The organism is Mycobacterium sp. E2462 (assembly GCF_001672685.1).
Classification (GTDB): Bacteria; Actinomycetota; Actinomycetes; order Mycobacteriales; family Mycobacteriaceae; genus Mycobacterium.
The window spans coordinates 21,126-40,722 of sequence record NZ_LZKC01000355.1 but is presented as its reverse complement, the minus strand read 5'-3'; the positions used below and the strand labels follow the sequence as shown (position 1 = coordinate 40,722).

Below are 19,597 nucleotides of genomic sequence, written 5' to 3'. Positions count from 1 at the left end.
AGTCCAGGCGCTCGCGGATCTCGGGCTCCGCCTCGGAGCTGCCGAGCGCGGCGACCCACCCGGTGATGCGGCGCGCCACGTCCTGATCGGTCAACCCCAGCTCGGCCAGCAACTCGCCGCGCGAGGCGTGCTCGAAGAACTCCTGCGGCAGGCCGACGTCGCGGCAGGGCACGTCGATCTCGGCGCGCCGCAGCGCCGCCGACACCGCCGACCCGACGCCGCCGTTGACGCCGTTGTCCTCCAGCGTCACCAGCAGCTTGTGCCGCGTCGCCAGGTCGAGGATGCCCGGCGACACCGGTAACACCCAGCGCGGGTCGATCACCGTCACGCCGATGCCCTGGTTGTGCAGCCGCTTGGCCACCGACAGCGCCATCGACGCGAACGCGCCCACGGCCACCAGCAGGACGTCGTGGTTGGACCCGCCCGCCGGCACCGCGAGCACGTCGACGCCTCCCACCCGTTCGACGGCCGGGATGTCCTCGCCGACGTCGCCCTTGGGGAACCGCAGCGCGGTGGGACCGTCGTCGATGTCCAGGGCCTCGCCGAGTTCCTCGCGCAGCCGGGTGGCGTCGCGGGGCGCGGCCACCCGGATGCCGGGCACGATGCCCAGCATCGACAGGTCCCACATGCCGTTGTGGCTGCCGCCGTCGGAGCCGGTGATGCCCGCCCGGTCGAGCACCATGGTGACGGGCAGCTTGTGCAGCGCCACGTCCATCATGATCTGGTCGAAGGCGCGGTTGAGGAACGTCGAATAGATGGCCACGACGGGGTGCATGCCGCCCATCGCCAACCCGGCCGCCGACGTCATCGCGTGCTGCTCGGCGATGCCGACGTCGAACAGGCGGTCGGGGAACTGCTCCCCGAACGGCGCCAGCCCGGTGGGCCCCGGCATCGCCGCGGTGAGCGCGACGACGTCGCGACGCTTGCGGGCGTAACCGATCAGCGCCTCGGAGAACGTGGCCGTCCAGCCGGGGCCCGCGATGGCGGTGGCCTGCCCGGTGACCGGGTCGATGACGCCGCAGGAGTGCATCTGCTCGGCCTCGTCGTCCTCGGCGGGGCCGAAGCCCATTCCCTTGCGGGTCACCACGTGCACGATCACGGGGCGGCCGAAGCCGCGGGCGTGCCGCAGCGCGGCCTCCACCGCGCGTTCGTCGTGGCCGTCGACCGGGCCGACGTACTTGAGCCCGAGGTCGGTGAACAGCAGCTGCGGGGACAGCGAGTCCTTGATGCCGGCCTTGACGCTGTGCATGAAGCGGTAGGCGATCTTGCCGAACAGCGGCATGGCCCGGATGGCGTCGCGGCCCCTCTCCAGGGCCTGCTCGTAGACCGGCTGCAGGCGCAGCGTCGCCAGGTGGTCGGCGACGCCGCCGATGGTCGGGGCGTAGCTGCGGCCGTTGTCGTTGACCACGATGATCACCGGGCGGCGCGACGCCGCGATGTTGTTGAGGGCCTCCCAGCACATGCCGCCGGTGAGCGCCCCGTCGCCCACCACCGCGACCACGTGCCGGTTGCGGTGCCCGTTCAGCTCGAACGCCTTGGCCAGCCCGTCGGCATAGGACAGGGCGGCGCTGGCGTGGCTGGACTCCACCCAGTCGTGTTCGCTCTCGGCGCGCGACGGATACCCCGACAGGCCACCCTTTTTCCGCAGGCCCTCGAAGTCCTGCGCCCGCCCGGTCAGCATCTTGTGGACGTAGGCCTGGTGCCCGGTGTCGAAGATGATCGGGTCGTGCGGCGAGTCGAACACCCGGTGCAGCGCCAAGGTCAACTCGACAACGCCGAGGTTGGGCCCCAGGTGTCCCCCCGTGGCAGCCACTTTGTGGATCAGGAACTCGCGAATCTCGCCGGCCAGTTCCCGCAGCTGTTGACCCGACAGGTGCTGCAGATCAGCGGGGCCGCGGATCTGTTCCAGCATCCCGACAGTCTACGCAGCCAGCGCGGCCGGCACCGGGTAGCGGCGGGCGCCGGTCGGCTCAGGGGGCGCTGAAAAGCCCGGTCAGCGTGTGATGAAGTTCCGGATCGGCCAGGATGACGACCTCGTCACCGGCCCGCAGTTCGGTGTCGCCGCGCACCGGGACCAGCCCGGTGGCACGCACCACGATGCTCACCCAGATGTCGCCGACGCGGTCGCCGAGCTGCTCGACGGTGCAGCCCTCGGCGGCGGACCCGGCGGCCACGCTGAGCCGATGAGCCCCCTCGGGCTCGTCCGCGAGCCGCACGCCGATCTCCCAGGGCCGGGTCGTCACGGTGCGCATGGGCACCCGCAGCAGCCGCGCGACGCCGGGGACAGCGCCGCCCTGCACCAGCACCGAGAACACCACGACGACCACCACCACGCCGTAGAGCCGTTCGGCGTCACCGACGTGGGCGACCCGCACGAGTTCGCCGAGCAGGATCGGCACCGCGCCCTTCAGCCCGGCGAACAGGATGAAGGCGCGTTCGTTGCGCTCGAGCCGCACCCCCAGCAGACAGGCGCCCACCGCCACCGGGCGAATCAGCGCCGTCAGGGCCACCCCGAGCAGCAGCCCGGTGAGCCAGACGTCCGGGTGGGCGAGCACGGCGAGGTCGACGGTCAGGCCCAGGATGGCGAACGCGACGATCTCGGCCAGGCCCGCCAGGGCGGCGTGGAACCGCTTGATGTCCGGCTTGTAGGGCGCGTGGGCGTCGCCGATCACGATGCCGGCGACGAACACCGCCAGGAATCCCGAGCCGTGCGCCAGGGTGGCGATGCCGTAGAGCATCAGGCTGCAGGCCAGCGTCCGCAGCGGGTAGAGCGCCTCACTTGGCAGCGCGACGCGGCGCATGAAGACGAGCAGGGCGCGGCCGCCGAGCAGCCCGACGGCCAGGCCGACCGCCATTTGCAGTGCGAATTGCGTTGCGACATCCGCGAATCCGGCAGCGCCGAGGCCGCCGGCGGCGAGCAGGCCGGCCATCAGCGAGATGCCGACCGGATCGTTGGCGCCGGACTCGCCCTCGAGAATGGTGCCGCTGCGACCCCGGATCTCGCGCTTGCCCAGCACGGAGAAGACGACGGCCGGGTCGGTGGGAGCGACCGCGGTGGCGACCAGGACCGCGGGGAACCAGTCGATGCCGCACACGTAGTGCAGCACCAGGGCCGCGCCGGCCGCGGTCAGCGCGGTACCCGCGACGCCCACCGACAGGATGGGGGCCGCCGCCGCGCGGAACCTCGAGGGCCCGATGTGCATACCGCCGTCGAACAACACCAGCACCAACGCGATGGTGATCACCCGTTCGACGATCCGCTCCGACGGCGGCTGCACGGCCGGTGCCACGTGCGCCGCCACCGCGGCGCCGATCAGGACCAGCAGCGGCACCGGGACCTTCACCCGCTCGGTCAGGCGGTTCGCCAGGACGGCCACCAAACCCAATGCGCTGCAGAACAATACGATGAGCGCGTAGCGCGGGACGTCGGTCATGGTCGCGGCGATCCGACGCGGGTGGTCAGCACGCAGGCCTCCTCGTGGCACGACAACGACTTCGCCGACCAGACTTCCCGGCACACCGCGATGGAGTCTAGCCGCCAGGCGCCCGCTAGGAGCGGCTCAGCAGCGCGACGCATTCGGTGTGGTGGGTCAGCGGGAACGCGTCGAACACCTTGATCCGCTCGACGACATAGCCCTGGCCCAGGTAGCACCCGATGTCGCGCGCGAAAGACGCTGCCTCGCAACCGATGTGCACCACCCTCCGGACTCCCGCCGCGGCCAGCGCGTCGATGACCTCGCGCCCGGCGCCCGCGCGCGGCGGGTCGAGCACCGCGACGTCGGCGCCGGCCCGCTGCGCCGCGAGCGCGCGCCGCACCGAATCGGTGACCACCTGCACCTGCGGCAGGTCGGCCAGCGCGGCGCGCGCCGCCCGGGTCGACGCGCGCGAGGTGTCGACGGTGAGCACCCGGCCCGACTCCCCCACCGCGTCGCCGAGCGCCGCGGCGAAAACGCCTGCGCCGCCGTACAAGTCCCAGGCGCTCATGCCCGCGCTCGGCTGCGCCCAGTCCGCGACGAGGGCGCTGTAGGCCGCCGCCGCGTCGCGGTGCGCCTGCCAGAAGGCCGTCACCGGGATTCGCCAGGTGCGGCCGGCCACCCGCTGCACGGCCTCGTAACTGCCCTCGGCCACCGTGGTGGACGTCCGCTTGCCCTGCCGCGTCGTGCGCACGATGTGCCGCGCACCGTCGTCGTCGAGCGCCACGTGCAGCTGCGCCGACGGCGGCCAGTCGGTCTCGGCGATCCCGTCGAGCATGCCGTCGGGCACCTGCGCGCAGCGCAGGTCGGTCACCAGTTCGTCGCTGTGGTAGCGGTGGAAGCCCGGCCGCCCGTCGGCGCCCACCTCGAGCCGCACCCGGGTGCGCCAGCCGGAGGGCGCGCTGTCCGCCAGCGGCTCGGCCTCGCCGCGCCACCGGTATCCGCCAAGGCGTTCCAGCTGATTGGCCACCACCTCGGCCTTCAGCGCGCGGGCCGCCTCGGGAGCCACGAACGCCAGGTCACAGCACCCGGCGCCGCTCACGCCCGCGATGGGGCACAACGACGCGGTGCGGCCGGCCGCCGGCTCGAGCACCTCGATCGCCTCGGCGTGCCAATAGGATCCGCGCTGCGCGGTGACCCGGGCCCGGACCCGCTCACCCGGCAGCGCGTAGCGGACGAAGACCACCCGGCCCTCGTGATGGGCCACGCAGCTACCACCGTTGGCCGGGGCGCCGGCGACCAGGGTCAGCGACTGCGGCGGCGCGCCGGACGATTCGCGGATCAATCGAAGATCCCCCGACGGGCGTCACCGGGCGCCATGTGCGGTTGCAGCGTCTTACGCCGCTCCGACGAACTCAATTGCCACGGAACCGAAGTCACCATGACGCCGGGCATGAACAGCAGCCGCCCCTTGAGCCGCAGCGCGCTCTGATTGTGCAGCACCTGCTCCCACCAGTGGCCCACCACGTACTCCGGGATGAACACCGTGACCACGGTGCGCGGTGACTCCTCCCGCGCCCGCTTGACGTAATCGAGGACGGGCCGGGTGATTTCGCGGTACGGCGAGGCGATGACCTTGAGCGGCACGCTGATGTCGCTCTCCTCCCACTTATGCACCAGCTCGCGGGTCTCGGCGTCGTCGACGCTCACCGTCACGGCCTCCAGCACGTCGGGGCGGGTGGCCCGGGCGTAGGCCAGCGCGCGCAGCGTCGGCAGGTGCAGCTTCGACACCAGGACCACGGCGTGGTTGCGGCTGGGCAACACCACGTCATCCTGGTCGGCGGCCTGCTCCTGAAGCTCCCGGTTCACCGTCTTGTAGTGCCGGTGAATCATTTTCATGATCACGAACAACAGGCTCATCGCGAACAGCGCGATCCACGCACCGGCGAGGAACTTGGTGACCAGCACGACCAGCAGGACGGCGCCGGTCGACAGCAACCCGACCGTGTTGACCACGCGGGAGCGCATCATCTTGCGACGCGCCCGCGGGTTTGTCTCGTTGCGCAACAGGCGGGTCCAGTGCCGGACCATCCCGATCTGGCTCAGCGTGAAGGAAATGAACACCCCGACGATGTAGAGCTGGATCAACGCGGTGACCTCGGCCCGGAAGGCGATGATCGCCAGCAGCGCGGCGGCCGAGAGGAACAGGATCCCGTTGGAGAACGCCAGCCGGTCGCCGCGGGTGTGCAGCTGGCGCGGCAGGTAACTGTGCTGCGCCAGCACCGAACCCAGCACCGGGAAGCCGTTGAACGCGGTGTTGGCCGCCAGCACCAGGATGAGCGCGGTCACGGTCGCGATCAGCAGGAAGCCGAGGTGGAAGCTGCCGAACACCGTCTGCGCCAGCTGCGTCACCAGGGTCTTCTGGTAGTACCCGGGCGGCGCGCCGGACAGCTGCGTGGCCGGGTCCTCGACCAGCTGCACCCCGATCTGCTGAGCCAGCACGATGATGCCCATCAGCAGGGCCACCGCGATGCCGCCCATCATCAGCAGCGTGGTAGCCGCGTTGCGCGACTTGGGTTTTTCGAACGCAGGGACCCCGTTGCTGATCGCCTCGACACCCGTCAGCGCCGCGCAGCCCGAGGAGAACGACCGGGCCACCAGGAACGCCAGCGCCAGGCCGACCACCTGGCCGTGCGCGGCGTGCATCTGAAATCCGGCGGACTCCGCGCGCAGCGGGTTGTTGAGCACGAAGATCCGGATCAGCCCCCAGCCGATCATGATGAACACCCCACCGATGAAGGCGTAGGTGGGCACCGCGAAAGCGACCCCGGACTCCCGGATCCCGCGCAGGTTCAAGCCCATCACCAGCAAGATGGCGACCACGCAGAAGGCCACCTTGTGCTCGGCCACCAGCGGGATCGCCGAGCCGATGTTCGACATCGCCGAGGCCGTCGAAACGGCCACCGTCAGAACGTAATCCACCATCAACGCGCTAGCCACCACGAGGCCGGCGGTGTCGCCGAGGTTGGTGGTGACCACCTCGAAGTCGCCACCCCCGGACGGGTAGGCGTGCACGTTCTGCCGGTAGCTGGCCACCACGACCATCATCACCGCGGCCACCGCCAGCCCGATCCACGGCGTCAGCGCGTAAGCGGTGACCCCGGCGACCGAGAGCATGAGGAAGACCTCCTCGGGCGCGTAGGCGACCGAGGACAGCGCGTCGGAGGCGAACACCGGCAAGGCGATCCGCTTGGGTAGCAGCGTGTGCGCCAGGCGGTCGCTGCGAAACGGCCGACCGATGAGCAACCGACGAGCCGCGGTTGAAAGTTTGGACACGAGAGCCAAGAGTAAGCCCACCGGCCTATCGCGGTAGGTTTCATAGGAGAATGTTCGCCGACCGCAACGGTTGCCCGACGTGGTTTGCCGGTGGGGGCGCGCGACGCAGCCGAGAGGACCTCAAGTGCGCGTAGTGGTGATGGGCTGTGGCCGCGTGGGCTCCTCGGTCGCCGACGGGCTGTCGCGAATCGGCCACGACGTCGCGGTGATCGACCGCGACAGCACCGCCTTCAACCGGCTCAGCCCGGAGTTCGCCGGCGAGCGGGTGCTGGGCCAGGGGTTCGATCGCGACGTTTTGCTGCGGGCCGGCATCGAGGAGGCCGATGCGTTCGCCGCGGTGTCATCCGGCGATAACTCCAACATCATCTCGGCGCGGCTGGCCCGAGAGACGTTCGGCGTCAAACGGGTCGTCGCCCGCATCTACGACGCCAAGCGCGCCGAGGTCTACGAACGCCTGGGGATCCCGACCATCGCGACGGTGCCGTGGACCACCGACCGGCTGCTCAACGCCCTGCTGCGGGAGAGCGAGACCGCCAAGTGGCGCGACCCGACCGGGACCGTCGCCGTCGCCGAGGTGGTGTTGCACGAGGATTGGATCGGCCAGCGGGTCACCGACCTCGAGCAGGCGACCGGCGCCCGGGTGGCGTTCCTCGTCCGGTTCGGTTCGGGCGTGCTGCCGGAACCGAAGACGGTCATCCAGGCCGGCGATCAGGTGTACGTCGCCGCCATCTCCGGGCGCGCCGCCGAGGCCGTGGCCATCGCGGCGCTGCCGCCCAGCGAAGACGCGCAGTGAAACCGAGCCCCGGGGTCCTGGGGGGACCACCCGCTTGCGGGGGAAAGTGGCGGACATGAAAGTAGCTGTCGCCGGCGCCGGCGCGGTCGGCCGCTCGGTCACCCGCGAACTGCTCGGCAACGGGCACGACGTGACCCTGATCGAGCGCAACCCGGACCACGTCGACGTCGACGCCATCCCGGCGGCGCACTGGCGCCTCGGCGACGCCTGCGAGCTGAGCCTGCTGGAGTCGGTGCACCTGCACGAGTTCGACGTGGTGGTCGCCGCGACGGGCGACGACAAGGCCAACGTCGTGCTGAGCCTGCTGGCCAAGACCGAGTTCGCGGTGCCGCGGGTGGTGGCCCGGGTCAACGATCCGCGCAACGAGTGGCTGTTCACCGACGCCTGGGGCGTGGATGTCGCCGTGTCGACGCCGCGCATGCTGGCCTCGCTCATCGAGGAGGCGGTGGCCGTGGGGGATCTGGTGCGCCTGATGGAGTTTCGCAAGGGGCAGGCCAACCTCGTCGAGATCACGCTGCCCGACGACACCCCGTGGGGCGGCAAGCCGGTGCGCAAGCTGCAGCTGCCCCGCGACACCTCGCTGGTGACGATCCTGCGCGGCCCGCGGGTGATCGTCCCCGAGGGGGACGAGCCGCTGGAAGGCGGCGACGAGCTGCTGTTCGTCGCCGTCGCCGACGCGGAAGAGGCCCTGCAGAAGCTTCTGCTGCCGGGCGATCAGACCCCGGACTAATCGCTAATCGCGCACGGCGTCCGGCCGCGCCGCGGCGTCGTCGGTGGCGGCCGCCGCGAGGGCGCGCTGCGCCGCCTTGATCGCCGCGTAGGTCACCAGCGCCGCCAGCGCGGTGAGCGGCCAGCCCATCCCGATCCGCGCCGTCGCCAGCCAGCCGGTCTTGTCGGCGTCGTAGAGCAGCCGCTGGACCACGAAGCGGGCGGCGAACACCAGCACCCACCCGATCGTGGCGATGTCGAAGGCGTGCACGGCGCGCGGAACGGCGCGCCAGGCGGCGTCGCGACCGGTGGACCAGGCCCACCCGAAGCCCACCAGCGGCCGCCGGATCGCCACCGACGCCGCGAACACCACCGCCCACAGCAGCGACGTCCAGATCCCCAGCAGGAAGTAGCCCTTCGACTGCCCCACCACGTAGGCGATCGCCGCACAGATCGCGACGCCGAAGAACCCGGAGACGGCCGGCTGCACGGAATCGCGTCGCAGCAGCCGCCACAGCAGGACCAGCGCGGCCACCCCCAACGCGGACAGGACGGCGGTCGATAGGCCCGACACACTCGACGCGCCGACGAAGACGACCACGGGCAGCGACGAATAAACGATGCCGCTCAGCCCGCCCAGCTGAGCCAGCAGGCGTTCGGGATTCATCCGGTCGGCGCTCACCCCCTCGGGCGGCTCCGATTCTCCTGACGACGAAGGTGCCCCCGCATCACCGCGGGTGGTCACCGCTGAATTTCGTAGTGGGGGTTGTAAATCGCCTTGGTGCCGTTCTCCAGCTTGCCCAGCCGGCCGCGGACCCGCAGCGTGCGCCCCGAGTCGATGCCGGGGATGCGGCGCTGACCCAGCCACACCAGGGTGACCGTGTCGCTGCCGTCGAACAGCTCGGCGCGGACCCCGCCCGCGCAAGCCTTGCCGTTACATTCCACGCTGCGCAGCGTCCCGACCATCGTGACCTCCTGGCCCCGCTGGCAATCGATTACGCGTTGCGCGCCGGTACTTGCGACCTCGTCGGACAGTTCCTCGGAGTCGCGCAGCTCCGGATCTTCCGTCAACCGACGGGTGAGCCGGCGCAAATACCCTTGGGCCCCCATGGCCACTCCTACAGTGCTGCTACAGCTATCGGCGCTTCCAACAAATCAACGGCCACCGTAGACCTCTTGGTTCCCCGGCGCCAACCGAATCAAACTTGACGTTGGAGCGTGGGTGAACGCCGGGGCACTATCGAGGAGTGGTTGCCCATCTGCGCGGTGTCACGACCGTGCTGCTACCCGGAACCGGTTCCGACGACGACTACGTCGACCGGGCGTTTTCCGGTCCCCTGCGCGAGGTCGGCGCCGTGCCGGTGACACCGGCGCCGCGGCCGGATCGCCTGATCGACGGCTACCTGGCGGCGTTGGACGACGCCGCGGAGACGGGCCCGATCGCGGTGGGCGGCGTGTCCATCGGGGCCGCCGTGGCGGCGGCGTGGGCGCTGGCCCACCCGGACCGGACGACCGCCGTGCTGGCCGCCCTGCCGGCCTGGGCCGGTGAACCCGGGGCAGCGCCCGCGGCGCTGGCCGCGCGCTATTCGGCGGCGCGGCTGCGCGACGACGGCCTGGCGGCGACGACGGAGCAGATGCGGGCGTCCAGCCCGCCGTGGCTGGCCGACGAGCTAACCCGGTCGTGGCGGGCGCAATGGCCCGTTCTGCCCGACGCCATGGAAGCCGCGGCCGGTTACGCGGCGCCGAGCCTTGCCGAGCTGGGCCGGCTGTCGGCCCCGATGGGGGTGGTCGGCGCGGTCGACGACGCGATTCACCCGCTGCAGGTCGCGCGCGCGTGGGCGGGCGCGGCGCCGCGGGCGGCGCTGCGCACGATCACCCTCGATCAGTTGGGCGCCGATCCCGCGGCGCTCGGCGCGGCCTGCCTGGCCGCGCTGGGCGAGCTGGGTTAGCCCCCGGTGGTGGTGCGCAGTTGCTGCATGGCCGACCCGTCGGCGCTGCGTCGGGCCGCCGGCTCGGCGGGCGGCGGGGCCTGCTGGCTCTCGGCGGCGGCGGCCTGTTGCGCCGCGGCGGCCTCGCGCAGTTGCTGCGTCATCGGCTCGGGCAGCTGCACGGTCAGCGGCGTGCGCACCGGCAGCGGGGTGTCGCCGCGCCGTACCACGGTGTCGGCCAACGCCGCTCGCGCCTCGGCCTCCAACGCTTCCATCGTCTCGTGGGTGCCGTTGATGACGCAGCGGATCATCCATCGGTAGCCGTCGACGCCGATGAAACGCACCACGCCGGTCGCGGTGCCGACCACCTCGCGGCCCCACGGCCCGTCCTTGATGCTGACCTGAGCCGAGTCCTTGCGCAGCGACTCGGCGAGTTCCGCGGCCACCTCGCGCCACAGGCCGCCCGTCTTCGGCGCGGCGTAGGCGGCGATGGTGAACCGGCCGTTGGGCGTGACAACCCAGACGGCGCTGGGCACCCCGGTCTCGGTCAGCTCCACCTGCAGCTGCCCGGCCTCGGGCATCGGAATGAGCACCGACCCCAGATCGAGGCGGGCCAGCTCGGCGACCGCGGGGTCGTCGAAGTCGTCGATGTCGAACGGGCCCTCGAGGTCGTCGAGGGCGTCGGCCGCCGGCGCGTCAGCGGCCTGCGCCGCGGCGTCGTCCGATCGGTCGTCCCCGCCGGCGGGCGTGGCGCCGCCGTCGTCGTCGCCCGAGCGCCTACCAAATCCCACCATCAGCGCCGCCCACTTTCCCTCGTCGCTTCGCTTTGCACCGTCACAGGCTCGCATGCCCGCCGGAAGAACCATGACCGCCGTCGCCGCGGGAGGTCCCCGCCAGGCCCGCTTCGTCGAACGACGACACCTCGACCAGCTCGACCAGCTCCACCCGCTGCACCAGCAGCTGCGCGATGCGGTCCCCGCGGTGCACCTCGATGGGCTCGTCGGGGTCGAGGTTGATCAGCGAGACCTTGATCTCGCCGCGATACCCCGCATCAATGGTGCCGGGGCTGTTGACGATCGAAAGGCCCACCCGCGCAGCCAATCCCGAACGCGGGTGGACCAGGCCGACCATCCCGAACGGGATCGCGACGGCGACCCCGGTGCCCACCAGCGCGCGCCGGCCGGGCCCCAGGGTGACGTCCTGCGCGCTGTAGAGGTCCACGCCGGCGTCACCCGCGTGGGCGCGACTCGGCAACGGCAACTCGGGGTCGAGGCGGACAATGGCCAAACTGGTCGACACGGGGCCACAGATTACCCTTGACTGCGTGTCCGCTACGCGCGTCGCGCCGCACAGTGTGCGATATCGCGAACGATTATGGGTCCCGTGGTGGTGGTGGCCGCCAGCCTTCGCGCTGGCCGGGCTGATCGCCTTCGAGGTCAACCTCGGCGTCCGTTCACTGCCCCAATGGTTGCCGTACGCGGTGCTGTTCGTAGTCGCCGCCGCGACGCTGTTGTGGCTGGGCCGCATCGAGGTCCGCGTCACCGCCGACCCCACCGGTGGAGTGGAGTTGTGGGCCGGCGAGGCGCACCTGCCGGTCACCGTGATCTCCCGGTCGGCGGCGGTAGCGCCGTCGGCCAAGTCGGCCGCGTTGGGCCGCCAACTCGATCCGGCGGCGTTCGTCGTGCACCGCGCCTGGGTGGCGCCGATGATCCTCGTGGTGCTCGACGACCCGGACGACCCGACCCCCTACTGGCTGGTGAGCTGCCGGCACCCGGACCGGGTGCTGTCGGCGCTGCGAAGCTGAGGACGGCGGTCAGGCCGCGCAGTCGGTACAGATCATCACGCCGTTCTTCTCGCTGGCCAGCCGGCTGCGGTGCTGCACCAGGAAGCAACTCGAGCAGGTGAATTCGTCCGCCTGCTTCGGAATGACGCGGACCGACAACTCCTCACCGGACAGATCGGCGCCCGGCAGCTCGAAAGATTCGGCGGTTTCTGACTCGTCGACGTCGACCACGGCCGAGGCCGCCTCGTTGCGTCGCGCTTTGAGCTCCTCCAGCGAATCCTCCGAAACATCATCGGTTTCGGTCCGCCGTGGCGCGTCATAATCGGTAGGCATATCTGTTCCCCTGCCCCTATTGCCTTCGCATGCCCTCGTAACCCAAGCATCGCTTTGTACCAGCGTCGAACGCATCCACCAAACGATTCGTGCCCGGATGACCGGCATCTAATGTGTGATTTACGTCACACTGCCGCTCTGGGCCTTGAGTTCGCCCCTGAACAGTGCGTTTGGCGTGCCGCTAGAGTGCAGCTGTGGTCGCACAAATCACGGAGGGAACCGCCTTCGACAAGCACGGCCGGCCCTTCCGGCGGCGCAACCCCCGGCCCGCCATCATCGTGGTCGTCCTGCTCTCGGTCGTCACCGCCGTGGTCTGGACCATCGCGCTGACGCGGCCGGCGAAAGTGCACGAGGCGATCGTGTGCAACCCTCCGCCCAAACCCGCCGGCTCGGCGCCGGCCCAACTCGGCGAAGAGGTATCGCGCAGCGCGATGATGGACGTCACCCCCGCGAAGCTCGCCGACACCAAGGTGCGCGTCCTCAACGCCAGCGGCCGGGGCGGCCAGGCCGGTGACGTCGCGGGCGCGCTCAAGGACCTCGGCTTCGCCCAACCCACCGCCGCCAACGACCCCCTCTACGCCGGGACCCGGCTGACCTGCCAGGGCCAGATCCGTTTCGGCACCGCGGGCCAGGCCACCGCCGCCGCGGTGTGGCTGGTCGCGCCGTGCACCGAGTTGTTCAACGACAACCGCGCCGACGACTCCGTCGACCTGGCCCTGGGGACCGACTTCTCCGCGCTGGCCCACAACGACGACATCGACGCCGTGCTTGCCACCCTGCGCCCCGGCGCCACGGAACCCTCCGACCCCGCCCTGCTCGCGAAGATCCACGCCAGCAGCTGCTGAGGCGCGTCAGTCGGCGATCGGGTCCAGGCCGTTGAAGCGGCCCAGCACGGCCAGCAGCTCGTCGGCGATGCCGGGCGCGGCGGCCAGCACCAGCCCGGCCCCGGGCACGTCCGGCGAGGGCAGGGACACCCGCGCGCCGGCTTCGGCCGCGATCAGCGCCCCGGCGGCGCGGTCCCACACCTGCAGCCCGTGCTCGTAGTACGCGTCCAGGCGACCCTCGGCGACCATGCACAGATCCAGCGCCGCCGAGCCGATGCGTCGCACGTCGCGGACCACCGGCAGCAGGCGCGCCAACAACGCCGCCTGCGCCGCCCGGCGCTGGCGCGCGTAGCCGAATCCGGTCCCCAGCAACGCCATCGACAGATCGTCGACGGCCGCGCACTGCAGCGGGCGGGTGCCGTGCTGGTCGACGACGTGGGCGCCGAGGCCGGCAGCGGCCGAGAACACCCGTGCGCCGACGACATCGGCGACGGCCCCCGCCACCGACACGCCACCGATCTGCACGCCCACAGACACCGCGTAGGCGGGGATGCCGTAGACGAAGTTCACCGTGCCGTCGATGGGGTCGAGCACCCAGGTGACCGCGTGCTCGTGGTCGGCCGCGGCGTCGGCCGGGCCGCCGCCCTCCTCGCCGAGAATCGGTTCGCCAGGCCGTAATTCGGCCAACCGGTCGCGCAGCAGCCGCTCGGTCTCGGTGTCGACCACCGTCACCGGGTCCGTGGGCGTGCTCTTCGAGCGCACCGCCCCGTTCGGGCCGCCCGGGGCGTCCGCGCCGAACACCTCGGCGCGGCGGCGGCGCGCGAATTCGGCGGCCTCGCCGGCCAGGGCCTCGGCCACGGAACGCAGCCGCCAAAGCTCTTCATCGGGTGGCGTCACGGGTACATCGCATCACAGCGCCCGGCGCCGCGCAGACGCCGCCGACGGCGTCGTCACCGGGCTAAGGTGATCGGACACAGCCCCGCTCGACCAGGAGTCTCGATGACCAGCACCGACTCGACCACGGATCCGCCCGGCACCGACGCGTCCAACGGCGCCGGCCCGCGTCGCGGGTTCGGCATCGACGTGGGCGGCAGCGGCATCAAGGGCGGCATCGTCGACATGGACACCGGCCAGCTCATCGGGGACCGCATCAAACTGCTCACCCCGCAACCCGCGACACCGACGGCCGTCGCCAAGACCATCGCACAAGTCGTCAACGGCTTCGGCTGGACCGGCCCGCTCGGCGTGACCTACCCCGGCGTCGTCACGCACGGCGTCGTGCAGACGGCCGCCAACGTCGACAAGTCCTGGATCGGCACGAACGCGCGCGACATCATCAGCGCGGAACTCAACGGCCAGGAGGTGACGGTTCTCAACGACGCCGACGCGGCCGGCCTGGCCGAGGAGCACTACGGGGCGGGCAAGGGACAGTCGGGGCTGGTGGTGTTGCTGACCTTCGGCACCGGCATCGGCTCCGCGGTGATTCACAACGGCGTCCTGATACCCAACACCGAATTCGGCCACCTCGAAGTCGGCGGCAAGGAGGCCGAGAAGCGCGCGGCGTCCTCGGTCAAGGAGAAGAACGACTGGTCGTTCGAGAAGTGGGCCAAACAAGTCACCAAAGTGCTGGTGACCATCGAGAACGCGGTGTGGCCGGACCTGTTCATCGCGGGTGGGGGCATCAGCCGCAAGGCCGAGAAGTGGGTGCCGCTGCTGGAAAATCGCACCCCGGTGGTCGCCGCGGCCCTGCTCAACACCGCCGGTATCGTCGGCGCGGCGATGGCCGCCACCTCGGACGTGACGCACTGATTTTTGCCCGGCAGAGCCGTTTGACGGCGCACTGTCGTTACAATGGTGTTCGGCGACCGCCCGAACGAGAGCGTGCTGGCACGCACGCAGATACCAACGCCGACATCGACATAGCAGACACTTTCGGTTAACCATGCCCTTACCCACCGGAAGTGAGTCCAAACGAAGGGGTGTAAGTGGCAGCGACCAAGGCAAGCCCGGCAACCGAAGCGCCGGTGAAACGCAGCGCCACGAAGGCGCCCGCGGCACCCGCCAAGCGCCCGGCCGCCAAGGCCGCTAACGGCTCGGCCCCCGCGAAGCGGGCCGCCAAGGCCGACGGGGGCGACGCGACCGCGAAGGGCCGCGGCGCCGCGAAGGCGCCGGCGGGTCGCGGGACGAAGGCGGCCAAGGGCGGCCCGTCGGACCCCGACGCCGACCTGAACGCCGCCGAGTCCGACGGTTCGGAGGAGCTGGAGAGCGAGCCCGATCTCGAGGGCGAGGACCTCGATATCGACACGGACCTGGCCCTCGACGACCTGGAGGACGAGGTCGCATCCGACGGTGACGAGGCCGAGGCGAGCGACTCCGACGAGGGCGAGGACGAGGAAGCCGAAGAGCCCGGCGAAGCCGCGCCCAAGGCGAAGGCCCCGGCCGCCGCCGAGGACGACGAGGAGATCGCCGAACCGTCCGAAAGAGACAAGGCTTCGGGTGATTTCGTTTGGGACGAGGACGAGTCCGAGGCGCTGCGGCAGGCGCGCAAAGACGCCGAGCTCACCGCCTCGGCCGACTCGGTGCGCGCCTATCTCAAGCAGATCGGCAAGGTGGCGCTGCTCAACGCCGAGGAAGAGGTCGAGCTCGCCAAGCGCATCGAGGCCGGCCTGTACGCCACCCAGCTGATGGCCGAGCTGTCCGAGCGGGGCGACAAGCTGCCCGCCGCGCAGCGCCGCGACATGATGTGGATCTGCCGCGACGGTGACCGCGCCAAGAACCACCTGCTGGAGGCCAACCTGCGCCTGGTGGTGTCGTTGGCCAAGCGCTACACCGGTCGCGGCATGGCCTTCCTGGACCTGATCCAGGAGGGCAACCTCGGCCTGATCCGCGCGGTCGAGAAGTTCGACTACACCAAGGGATACAAGTTCTCCACCTACGCCACCTGGTGGATCCGGCAGGCGATCACCCGCGCCATGGCCGACCAGGCCCGCACCATCCGCATCCCGGTGCACATGGTCGAGGTGATCAACAAGCTGGGCCGCATCCAGCGCGAGCTGCTGCAGGACCTGGGCCGCGAGCCCACTCCCGAAGAGCTGGCCAAGGAAATGGACATCACGCCCGAAAAGGTGCTGGAGATCCAGCAATACGCGCGTGAGCCGATCTCGCTGGACCAGACGATCGGTGATGAGGGCGACAGCCAGCTCGGCGACTTCATCGAGGACAGCGAGGCCGTGGTTGCGGTCGACGCGGTGTCCTTCACCCTGCTGCAAGACCAGTTGCAGTCGGTGCTGGAGACGCTGTCCGAGCGCGAAGCCGGCGTAGTACGGCTGCGCTTCGGCCTCACCGACGGCCAGCCCCGTACCCTCGACGAGATCGGGCAGGTCTACGGAGTGACGCGCGAGCGCATCCGTCAGATCGAGTCGAAGACGATGTCGAAGTTGCGCCACCCCAGCCGTTCTCAGGTGTTGCGCGACTACCTGGACTAGTCCTGGGCTAATCGCGTCGCGAAAAGCATTCGCGCGCAGCATCTTCCGACGTGTGCTTGAATCTTGCTGGAAATCCGGCACATTCGGCTGCGCTCGGCGGACGTCGGTCGTACCGTGAGGTCATGTCGGTAGGCCGCACGCTCGTCTCGTCAGGATCCGGTTTCGAGGACGCCGTGGGGTATTCGCGCGCCGTGCGCGTGGGCCCGCACGTCGCGGTCGCCGGCACCACCGGGGCCGGGCCGGCGAACGACATCGCAGCTCAGACGCGAGACGCCTTGCGACGCATCGAGATTGCGTTGCACGAGGCGGGTGCCGCGCTGGCCGACGTGATCCGCACCCGGATCTACGTCACCGACATCTCACGCTGGCACGAAGTCGGGGCGGTGCACGCGCAAGTGTTCGGCGCGGTCCGGCCGGCCTCCACCATGGTGCAGGTCGCCGCCCTTATCTCGCCGGAGCTGCTTGTGGAGATCGAGGTCGACGCCTACGTCGACTCCCCCACGGGCGGGAAGGTGCCGTCGGGCAACGGCCGGTAGGGGGCGACGCGGACCACGGCCCGCACCGGCAGCGGGCCGTACAAGTGCGGGAACAACATGGCCTGCGGGTCCGTTGGAACACCTGGCTCCCACCGCACGGGTGAGTCGAGCAGCGCCGGGTCGATGTGCAACAGCACCAGGTCATCTCGGCCGCGGAATAGGCGGTTGGCGGGCAGGTGCACCTGCTCGGGCGTCGACAGGTGGAGGAACTCGGCGGGGGCCTGCGGCCGGATTTCACCGCGTTCACGCGCCGCGCTCCAGTCGGCGGTTCCGCATAGGTGGACCAGCGCGTTTAAGGGGGACGTCACGGTCGTCAACTCTAGGAAAGTTCGCCGAAACCAAACCTTTACAACCCGTGAGAAACGACACACCCGATAACGATCGGGGAACAAGGCGAAAACGCGATACGTCTGAGAAAGTGAAAGTACGAGAACGGAGAAGCCATGAATGCAACTCTGACGACAAGTCGAGAACTGACCAGAGCCGACCGGTGCGACCGCTGCGGTGCCGCAGCCCGCGTCCGGGCCAAGCTCCCCTCGGGCCATGAGCTTCTCTTCTGCCAGCACCACGCCAACGAGCACGAGGCGAAGCTGATCGAGTTGGCCGCCGTGCTGGAGGTCAGCGAAAGCTAATCCGCCGAACTCGCCCGCCGCCAATGTGGAGCGGGCGAGTGTTTATCGGTAATGCTGGACTGAATGAGCGATCAGGTCGCAAAACCATCGCGCCACCACATCTGGCGAATCAGTCTGAGGACCCTATCGAAAAGCTGGGACGACTCGATCTTTTCCGAGTCCGCGCAGGCGGGCTTCTGGTCGGCGCTGTCCCTGCCGCCTCTGCTGCTCGGGATGCTGGGCACCCTGTCCTACGTTGCGCCGTTGTTCGGCGCGGACATGCTGCCCAGCATCCAACGCCAGCTGATCTCCACGGCGCACAACGTGTTCTCCCCCAGCGTCGTCAACGAGATCATCGAGCCGACCGTCCGGGACATCGGCCACAACGCCCGCGGCGAGGTGGTGTCGCTGGGGTTCTTGATCTCGCTGTGGGCGGGATCGTCCGCGATTTCGGCGTTCGTCGACTCCGTCGTGGAGGCGCACGACCAGACCCCGTTGCGCCACCCGGTGCGGCAGCGGCTGTTCGCGTTGTTCCTCTATGTGGTCATGCTGACGGTGGTGGTCCTGACGGCGCCCCTCGTGGTCGTCGGCCCTCGCAAGGTCGCCGAACACATCCCCGTCGGCCTGGAAAACGTGCTGCGCTACGGGTATTACCCGGCGCTGCTGCTGGGCCTGATGCTGGGCGTCATGATTCTCTACCGGGTGGCGCTGCCCGAGCCGCTGCCCTCGCACCGGCTCATCCTGGGCGCGATGCTGGCGACGACGGTGTTCGTGGTCGCCACGCTCGGCCTGCGGTTCTACCTGAGGTGGATCACCAGCACCGGCTACACCTACGGGGCGCTGTCGACGCCGATCGCGTTCCTGCTGTTCGCGTTCTTCGGCGGGTTCGCCATCATGATCGGCGCCGAACTCAACGCGGCGGTGCAGGAGGAATTCCCGGCGCCGACCACCCACGCGCACCGGGTCCGCAACTGGTTGGTGCAGCGGGTGCGCGGGCTGCGGCACCGCCCCGAGGCGCCGGCCCCACCCGCCGCCCGGCCCCGCGACGCGGTGGCGGCCGAGCCGCCGGTGTAGATCAGTCGCGCTTGAGCCGCTCGTAGATCTCCTTGCATTCCGGGCACACCGGCGACCCCGGCTTCGCCGCCCGGGTGACGGGGAAGACCTCGCCGCACAACGCCACGACGTGGTTGCCCATCACCGCGCTCTCGGCGATCTTGTCCTTCTTGACGTAGTGGAAGAACTTCGGGGTGTCGCCGTCGGTCCCGTCGTCGACGCGTTCGTCGGTCTCGGTGCGTTCGATCGTCTGGGTCTGCATGCCTCACATTCTGCCCTGGCCGGCGCGTCGCCGGCAGCGCGCCGTCGCTCGGCAAAATCGCTCAAGCCGGAAACCTGATCTTGTGGGACAGTGGAGAAATGAAGCACGGCTCCGACTTGGGGTTCGACGACGACGGCAGGCCGGTGCTGATCACCGGTGCCGCCGTCTCCTACGAGGAGCAGCACCGCGCCCGGGTGCGCAAGTACATGACGTTGATGGCGTTCCGGATTCCCGCGCTGGTCCTGGCGGCGCTGGCGTACGGCGCCTGGCACAACGGGCTGATCTCGCTGGCCATCGTGGCGTTGTCGATCCCGCTGCCCTGGATGGCCGTGCTGATCGCCAACGACCGACCCCCACGCAGCGCCGACGAGCCGCGCCGCTTCGACGACGCGCACCGGCGCACCCCGCTATTCCCCCGCGCCGAGCGCGCGGCGATCGAGCCGCCGCGCCCCCCGCAGGCGGGTTGGCCGACAAGTCCGCCCGGCGGCTACGGGCCGCGCTAGGGCCCGGCCGGTTCCGGCGCCGGCGCAGA

Annotated in this window: 23 protein-coding genes; 11 read left to right on the top strand and 12 right to left on the bottom strand. The window is 70.3% G+C overall.

Going from position 1 to position 19,597, the window contains the following annotated elements; genetic code table 11:
- The 4 genes from dxs to A5714_RS18705 all read right to left on the bottom strand — a co-directional run.
- Positions 1–1,912 (bottom strand): 1-deoxy-D-xylulose-5-phosphate synthase (gene dxs, locus A5714_RS18720; RefSeq protein WP_068287653.1); only part of this gene is annotated, 1,912 nt, incomplete at its 3' end.
- Between the two features lie 58 nt (positions 1,913–1,970).
- Positions 1,971–3,434 carry a cation:proton antiporter gene (locus A5714_RS18715; RefSeq protein ID WP_068287651.1) on the bottom strand — a complete coding sequence of 488 codons (1,464 nt, stop codon included), beginning with the start codon at positions 3,432–3,434 and terminating at the stop codon, positions 1,971–1,973.
- 115 nt (positions 3,435–3,549) lie between these two features.
- Complete coding sequence (locus A5714_RS18710) at positions 3,550–4,755, bottom strand: class I SAM-dependent RNA methyltransferase (protein WP_156747384.1); 1,206 nt, start codon at positions 4,753–4,755, stop codon at positions 3,550–3,552.
- The gene (locus A5714_RS18705) at positions 4,755–6,749 is read right to left on the bottom strand and encodes an APC family permease (RefSeq protein WP_068287642.1); all 1,995 of its coding nucleotides are present in this window, start codon (positions 6,747–6,749) and stop codon (positions 4,755–4,757) included. Before A5714_RS18705 ends, A5714_RS18710 begins: the two co-directional genes overlap by 1 nt.
- Positions 6,750–6,873: 124 nt before the next feature.
- On the opposite strand from A5714_RS18705, the gene A5714_RS18700 reads away from it, so the two are divergent.
- Complete coding sequence (locus tag A5714_RS18700; RefSeq protein ID WP_197502933.1) at positions 6,874–7,542, top strand: TrkA family potassium uptake protein; 669 nt, start codon at positions 6,874–6,876, stop codon at positions 7,540–7,542.
- A gap of 55 nt (positions 7,543–7,597) precedes the next feature.
- The gene (locus A5714_RS18695; RefSeq protein WP_068074035.1) at positions 7,598–8,272 is read left to right on the top strand and encodes a TrkA family potassium uptake protein; all 675 of its coding nucleotides are present in this window, start codon (positions 7,598–7,600) and stop codon (positions 8,270–8,272) included.
- A gap of 3 nt (positions 8,273–8,275) precedes the next feature.
- Here A5714_RS18695 and A5714_RS18690 read toward each other — a convergent pair whose 3' ends face one another.
- Entirely contained in the window at positions 8,276–8,932 is a 657-nt protein-coding gene (locus A5714_RS18690) for a DUF3159 domain-containing protein (RefSeq protein ID WP_068074037.1), read from the bottom strand.
- Between the two features lie 59 nt (positions 8,933–8,991).
- Positions 8,992–9,360: an OB-fold nucleic acid binding domain-containing protein gene (locus tag A5714_RS18685; RefSeq protein ID WP_068074039.1), complete on the bottom strand. Its 369-nt coding sequence runs from the start codon at positions 9,358–9,360 to the stop codon at positions 8,992–8,994.
- Positions 9,361–9,497: 137 nt separating this feature from the next.
- On the opposite strand from A5714_RS18685, the gene A5714_RS18680 reads away from it, so the two are divergent.
- A complete protein-coding gene (locus A5714_RS18680) occupies positions 9,498–10,199 on the top strand; it encodes a hypothetical protein (RefSeq protein WP_068287641.1) in 702 nt (233 codons plus the stop codon).
- Here A5714_RS18680 and A5714_RS18675 read toward each other — a convergent pair.
- Together A5714_RS18675 and dut are read right to left on the bottom strand one after the other, a co-directional pair.
- Positions 10,196–10,972: a DUF3710 domain-containing protein gene (locus A5714_RS18675; protein ID WP_068287638.1), complete on the bottom strand. Its 777-nt coding sequence runs from the start codon at positions 10,970–10,972 to the stop codon at positions 10,196–10,198. The two genes, A5714_RS18680 and A5714_RS18675, sit on opposite strands and share 4 nt — an antisense overlap.
- Positions 10,973–11,012: 40 nt before the next feature.
- The gene (gene dut, locus A5714_RS18670) at positions 11,013–11,477 is read right to left on the bottom strand and encodes a dUTP diphosphatase (RefSeq protein ID WP_068287635.1); all 465 of its coding nucleotides are present in this window, start codon (positions 11,475–11,477) and stop codon (positions 11,013–11,015) included.
- A gap of 25 nt (positions 11,478–11,502) precedes the next feature.
- Between dut and A5714_RS18665 the strand changes: the two genes are divergently transcribed.
- Entirely contained in the window at positions 11,503–11,982 is a 480-nt protein-coding gene (locus A5714_RS18665; RefSeq protein ID WP_068074047.1) for a DUF3093 domain-containing protein, read from the top strand.
- Between the two features lie 9 nt (positions 11,983–11,991).
- Here the strand turns inward: A5714_RS18665 and A5714_RS18660 are convergent, their stop codons facing one another.
- Complete coding sequence (locus tag A5714_RS18660) at positions 11,992–12,294, bottom strand: DUF4193 domain-containing protein (RefSeq protein WP_067115263.1); 303 nt, start codon at positions 12,292–12,294, stop codon at positions 11,992–11,994.
- 194 nt (positions 12,295–12,488) lie between these two features.
- Between A5714_RS18660 and cei the strand changes: the two genes are divergently transcribed.
- Positions 12,489–13,139: an envelope integrity protein Cei gene (gene cei, locus A5714_RS18655; RefSeq protein WP_068074049.1), complete on the top strand. Its 651-nt coding sequence runs from the start codon at positions 12,489–12,491 to the stop codon at positions 13,137–13,139.
- A 6-nt stretch (positions 13,140–13,145) separates the two neighbouring features.
- Here the strand turns inward: cei and A5714_RS18650 are convergent, their stop codons facing one another.
- On the bottom strand, positions 13,146–14,015 hold the full coding sequence (locus tag A5714_RS18650; RefSeq protein WP_068287632.1) for an inositol monophosphatase family protein: 870 nt from the start codon (positions 14,013–14,015) through the stop codon (positions 13,146–13,148).
- A 102-nt stretch (positions 14,016–14,117) separates the two neighbouring features.
- On the opposite strand from A5714_RS18650, the gene ppgK reads away from it, so the two are divergent.
- The 3 genes from ppgK (at position 14,118) to A5714_RS18635 (ending at position 17,139) form a co-directional block, all read left to right on the top strand.
- Entirely contained in the window at positions 14,118–14,927 is an 810-nt protein-coding gene (ppgK, locus tag A5714_RS18645) for a polyphosphate--glucose phosphotransferase (protein WP_068074053.1), read from the top strand.
- Positions 14,928–15,103: 176 nt separating this feature from the next.
- Positions 15,104–16,603, top strand: a complete 1,500-nt coding sequence (locus tag A5714_RS18640) for an RNA polymerase sigma factor (RefSeq protein ID WP_156747383.1) — start codon at positions 15,104–15,106, stop codon at positions 16,601–16,603.
- A 122-nt stretch (positions 16,604–16,725) separates the two neighbouring features.
- Complete coding sequence (locus A5714_RS18635) at positions 16,726–17,139, top strand: RidA family protein (protein WP_068287625.1); 414 nt, start codon at positions 16,726–16,728, stop codon at positions 17,137–17,139.
- On the opposite strand, the gene A5714_RS26730 is transcribed toward A5714_RS18635, so the two are convergent.
- Entirely contained in the window at positions 17,088–17,456 is a 369-nt protein-coding gene (locus A5714_RS26730; RefSeq protein WP_068287623.1) for a DUF952 domain-containing protein, read from the bottom strand. The two genes, A5714_RS18635 and A5714_RS26730, sit on opposite strands and share 52 nt — an antisense overlap.
- A gap of 126 nt (positions 17,457–17,582) precedes the next feature.
- Here A5714_RS26730 and A5714_RS18625 point away from each other — a divergent pair, with 126 nt between their 5' ends.
- Together A5714_RS18625 and A5714_RS18620 are read left to right on the top strand one after the other, a co-directional pair.
- Positions 17,583–17,771, top strand: a complete 189-nt coding sequence (locus tag A5714_RS18625) for a hypothetical protein (protein ID WP_068074061.1) — start codon at positions 17,583–17,585, stop codon at positions 17,769–17,771.
- A 63-nt stretch (positions 17,772–17,834) separates the two neighbouring features.
- Positions 17,835–18,824 (top strand): YihY/virulence factor BrkB family protein, encoded by a 990-nt coding sequence (locus A5714_RS18620; protein WP_068287621.1) that lies wholly within the window; start codon positions 17,835–17,837, stop codon positions 18,822–18,824.
- Between the two features lies 1 nt (position 18,825).
- On the opposite strand, the gene A5714_RS18615 is transcribed toward A5714_RS18620, so the two are convergent.
- On the bottom strand, positions 18,826–19,065 hold the full coding sequence (locus A5714_RS18615; RefSeq protein WP_068074065.1) for a DUF3039 domain-containing protein: 240 nt from the start codon (positions 19,063–19,065) through the stop codon (positions 18,826–18,828).
- Between the two features lie 80 nt (positions 19,066–19,145).
- Between A5714_RS18615 and A5714_RS18610 the strand changes: the two genes are divergently transcribed.
- Positions 19,146–19,568: a DUF3099 domain-containing protein gene (locus A5714_RS18610; protein WP_156671283.1), complete on the top strand. Its 423-nt coding sequence runs from the start codon at positions 19,146–19,148 to the stop codon at positions 19,566–19,568.
- Positions 19,569–19,597 lie beyond the last annotated feature (29 nt).

Excerpts from the sequence above, each read along its gene's own strand:
- A5714_RS18715 (WP_068287651.1), bottom strand. The coding sequence starts at position 3,434 with ATGACCGACGTCCCGCGCTACGCGCTCATCGTATTGTTCTGCAGCGCA.
- A5714_RS18695 (WP_068074035.1), top strand. The coding sequence starts at position 7,598 with ATGAAAGTAGCTGTCGCCGGCGCCGGCGCGGTCGGCCGCTCGGTCACC.
- A5714_RS18685 (WP_068074039.1), bottom strand. The coding sequence starts at position 9,360 with ATGGGGGCCCAAGGGTATTTGCGCCGGCTCACCCGTCGGTTGACGGAA.
- A5714_RS18675 (WP_068287638.1), bottom strand. The coding sequence starts at position 10,972 with ATGGTGGGATTTGGTAGGCGCTCGGGCGACGACGACGGCGGCGCCACG.
- A5714_RS18660 (WP_067115263.1), bottom strand. The coding sequence starts at position 12,294 with ATGCCTACCGATTATGACGCGCCACGGCGGACCGAAACCGATGATGTT.
- ppgK (WP_068074053.1), top strand. The coding sequence starts at position 14,118 with ATGACCAGCACCGACTCGACCACGGATCCGCCCGGCACCGACGCGTCC.
- A5714_RS18635 (WP_068287625.1), top strand. The coding sequence starts at position 16,726 with ATGTCGGTAGGCCGCACGCTCGTCTCGTCAGGATCCGGTTTCGAGGAC.
- A5714_RS18625 (WP_068074061.1), top strand. The coding sequence starts at position 17,583 with ATGAATGCAACTCTGACGACAAGTCGAGAACTGACCAGAGCCGACCGG.
- A5714_RS18620 (WP_068287621.1), top strand. The coding sequence starts at position 17,835 with ATGAGCGATCAGGTCGCAAAACCATCGCGCCACCACATCTGGCGAATC.
- A5714_RS18615 (WP_068074065.1), bottom strand. The coding sequence starts at position 19,065 with ATGCAGACCCAGACGATCGAACGCACCGAGACCGACGAACGCGTCGAC.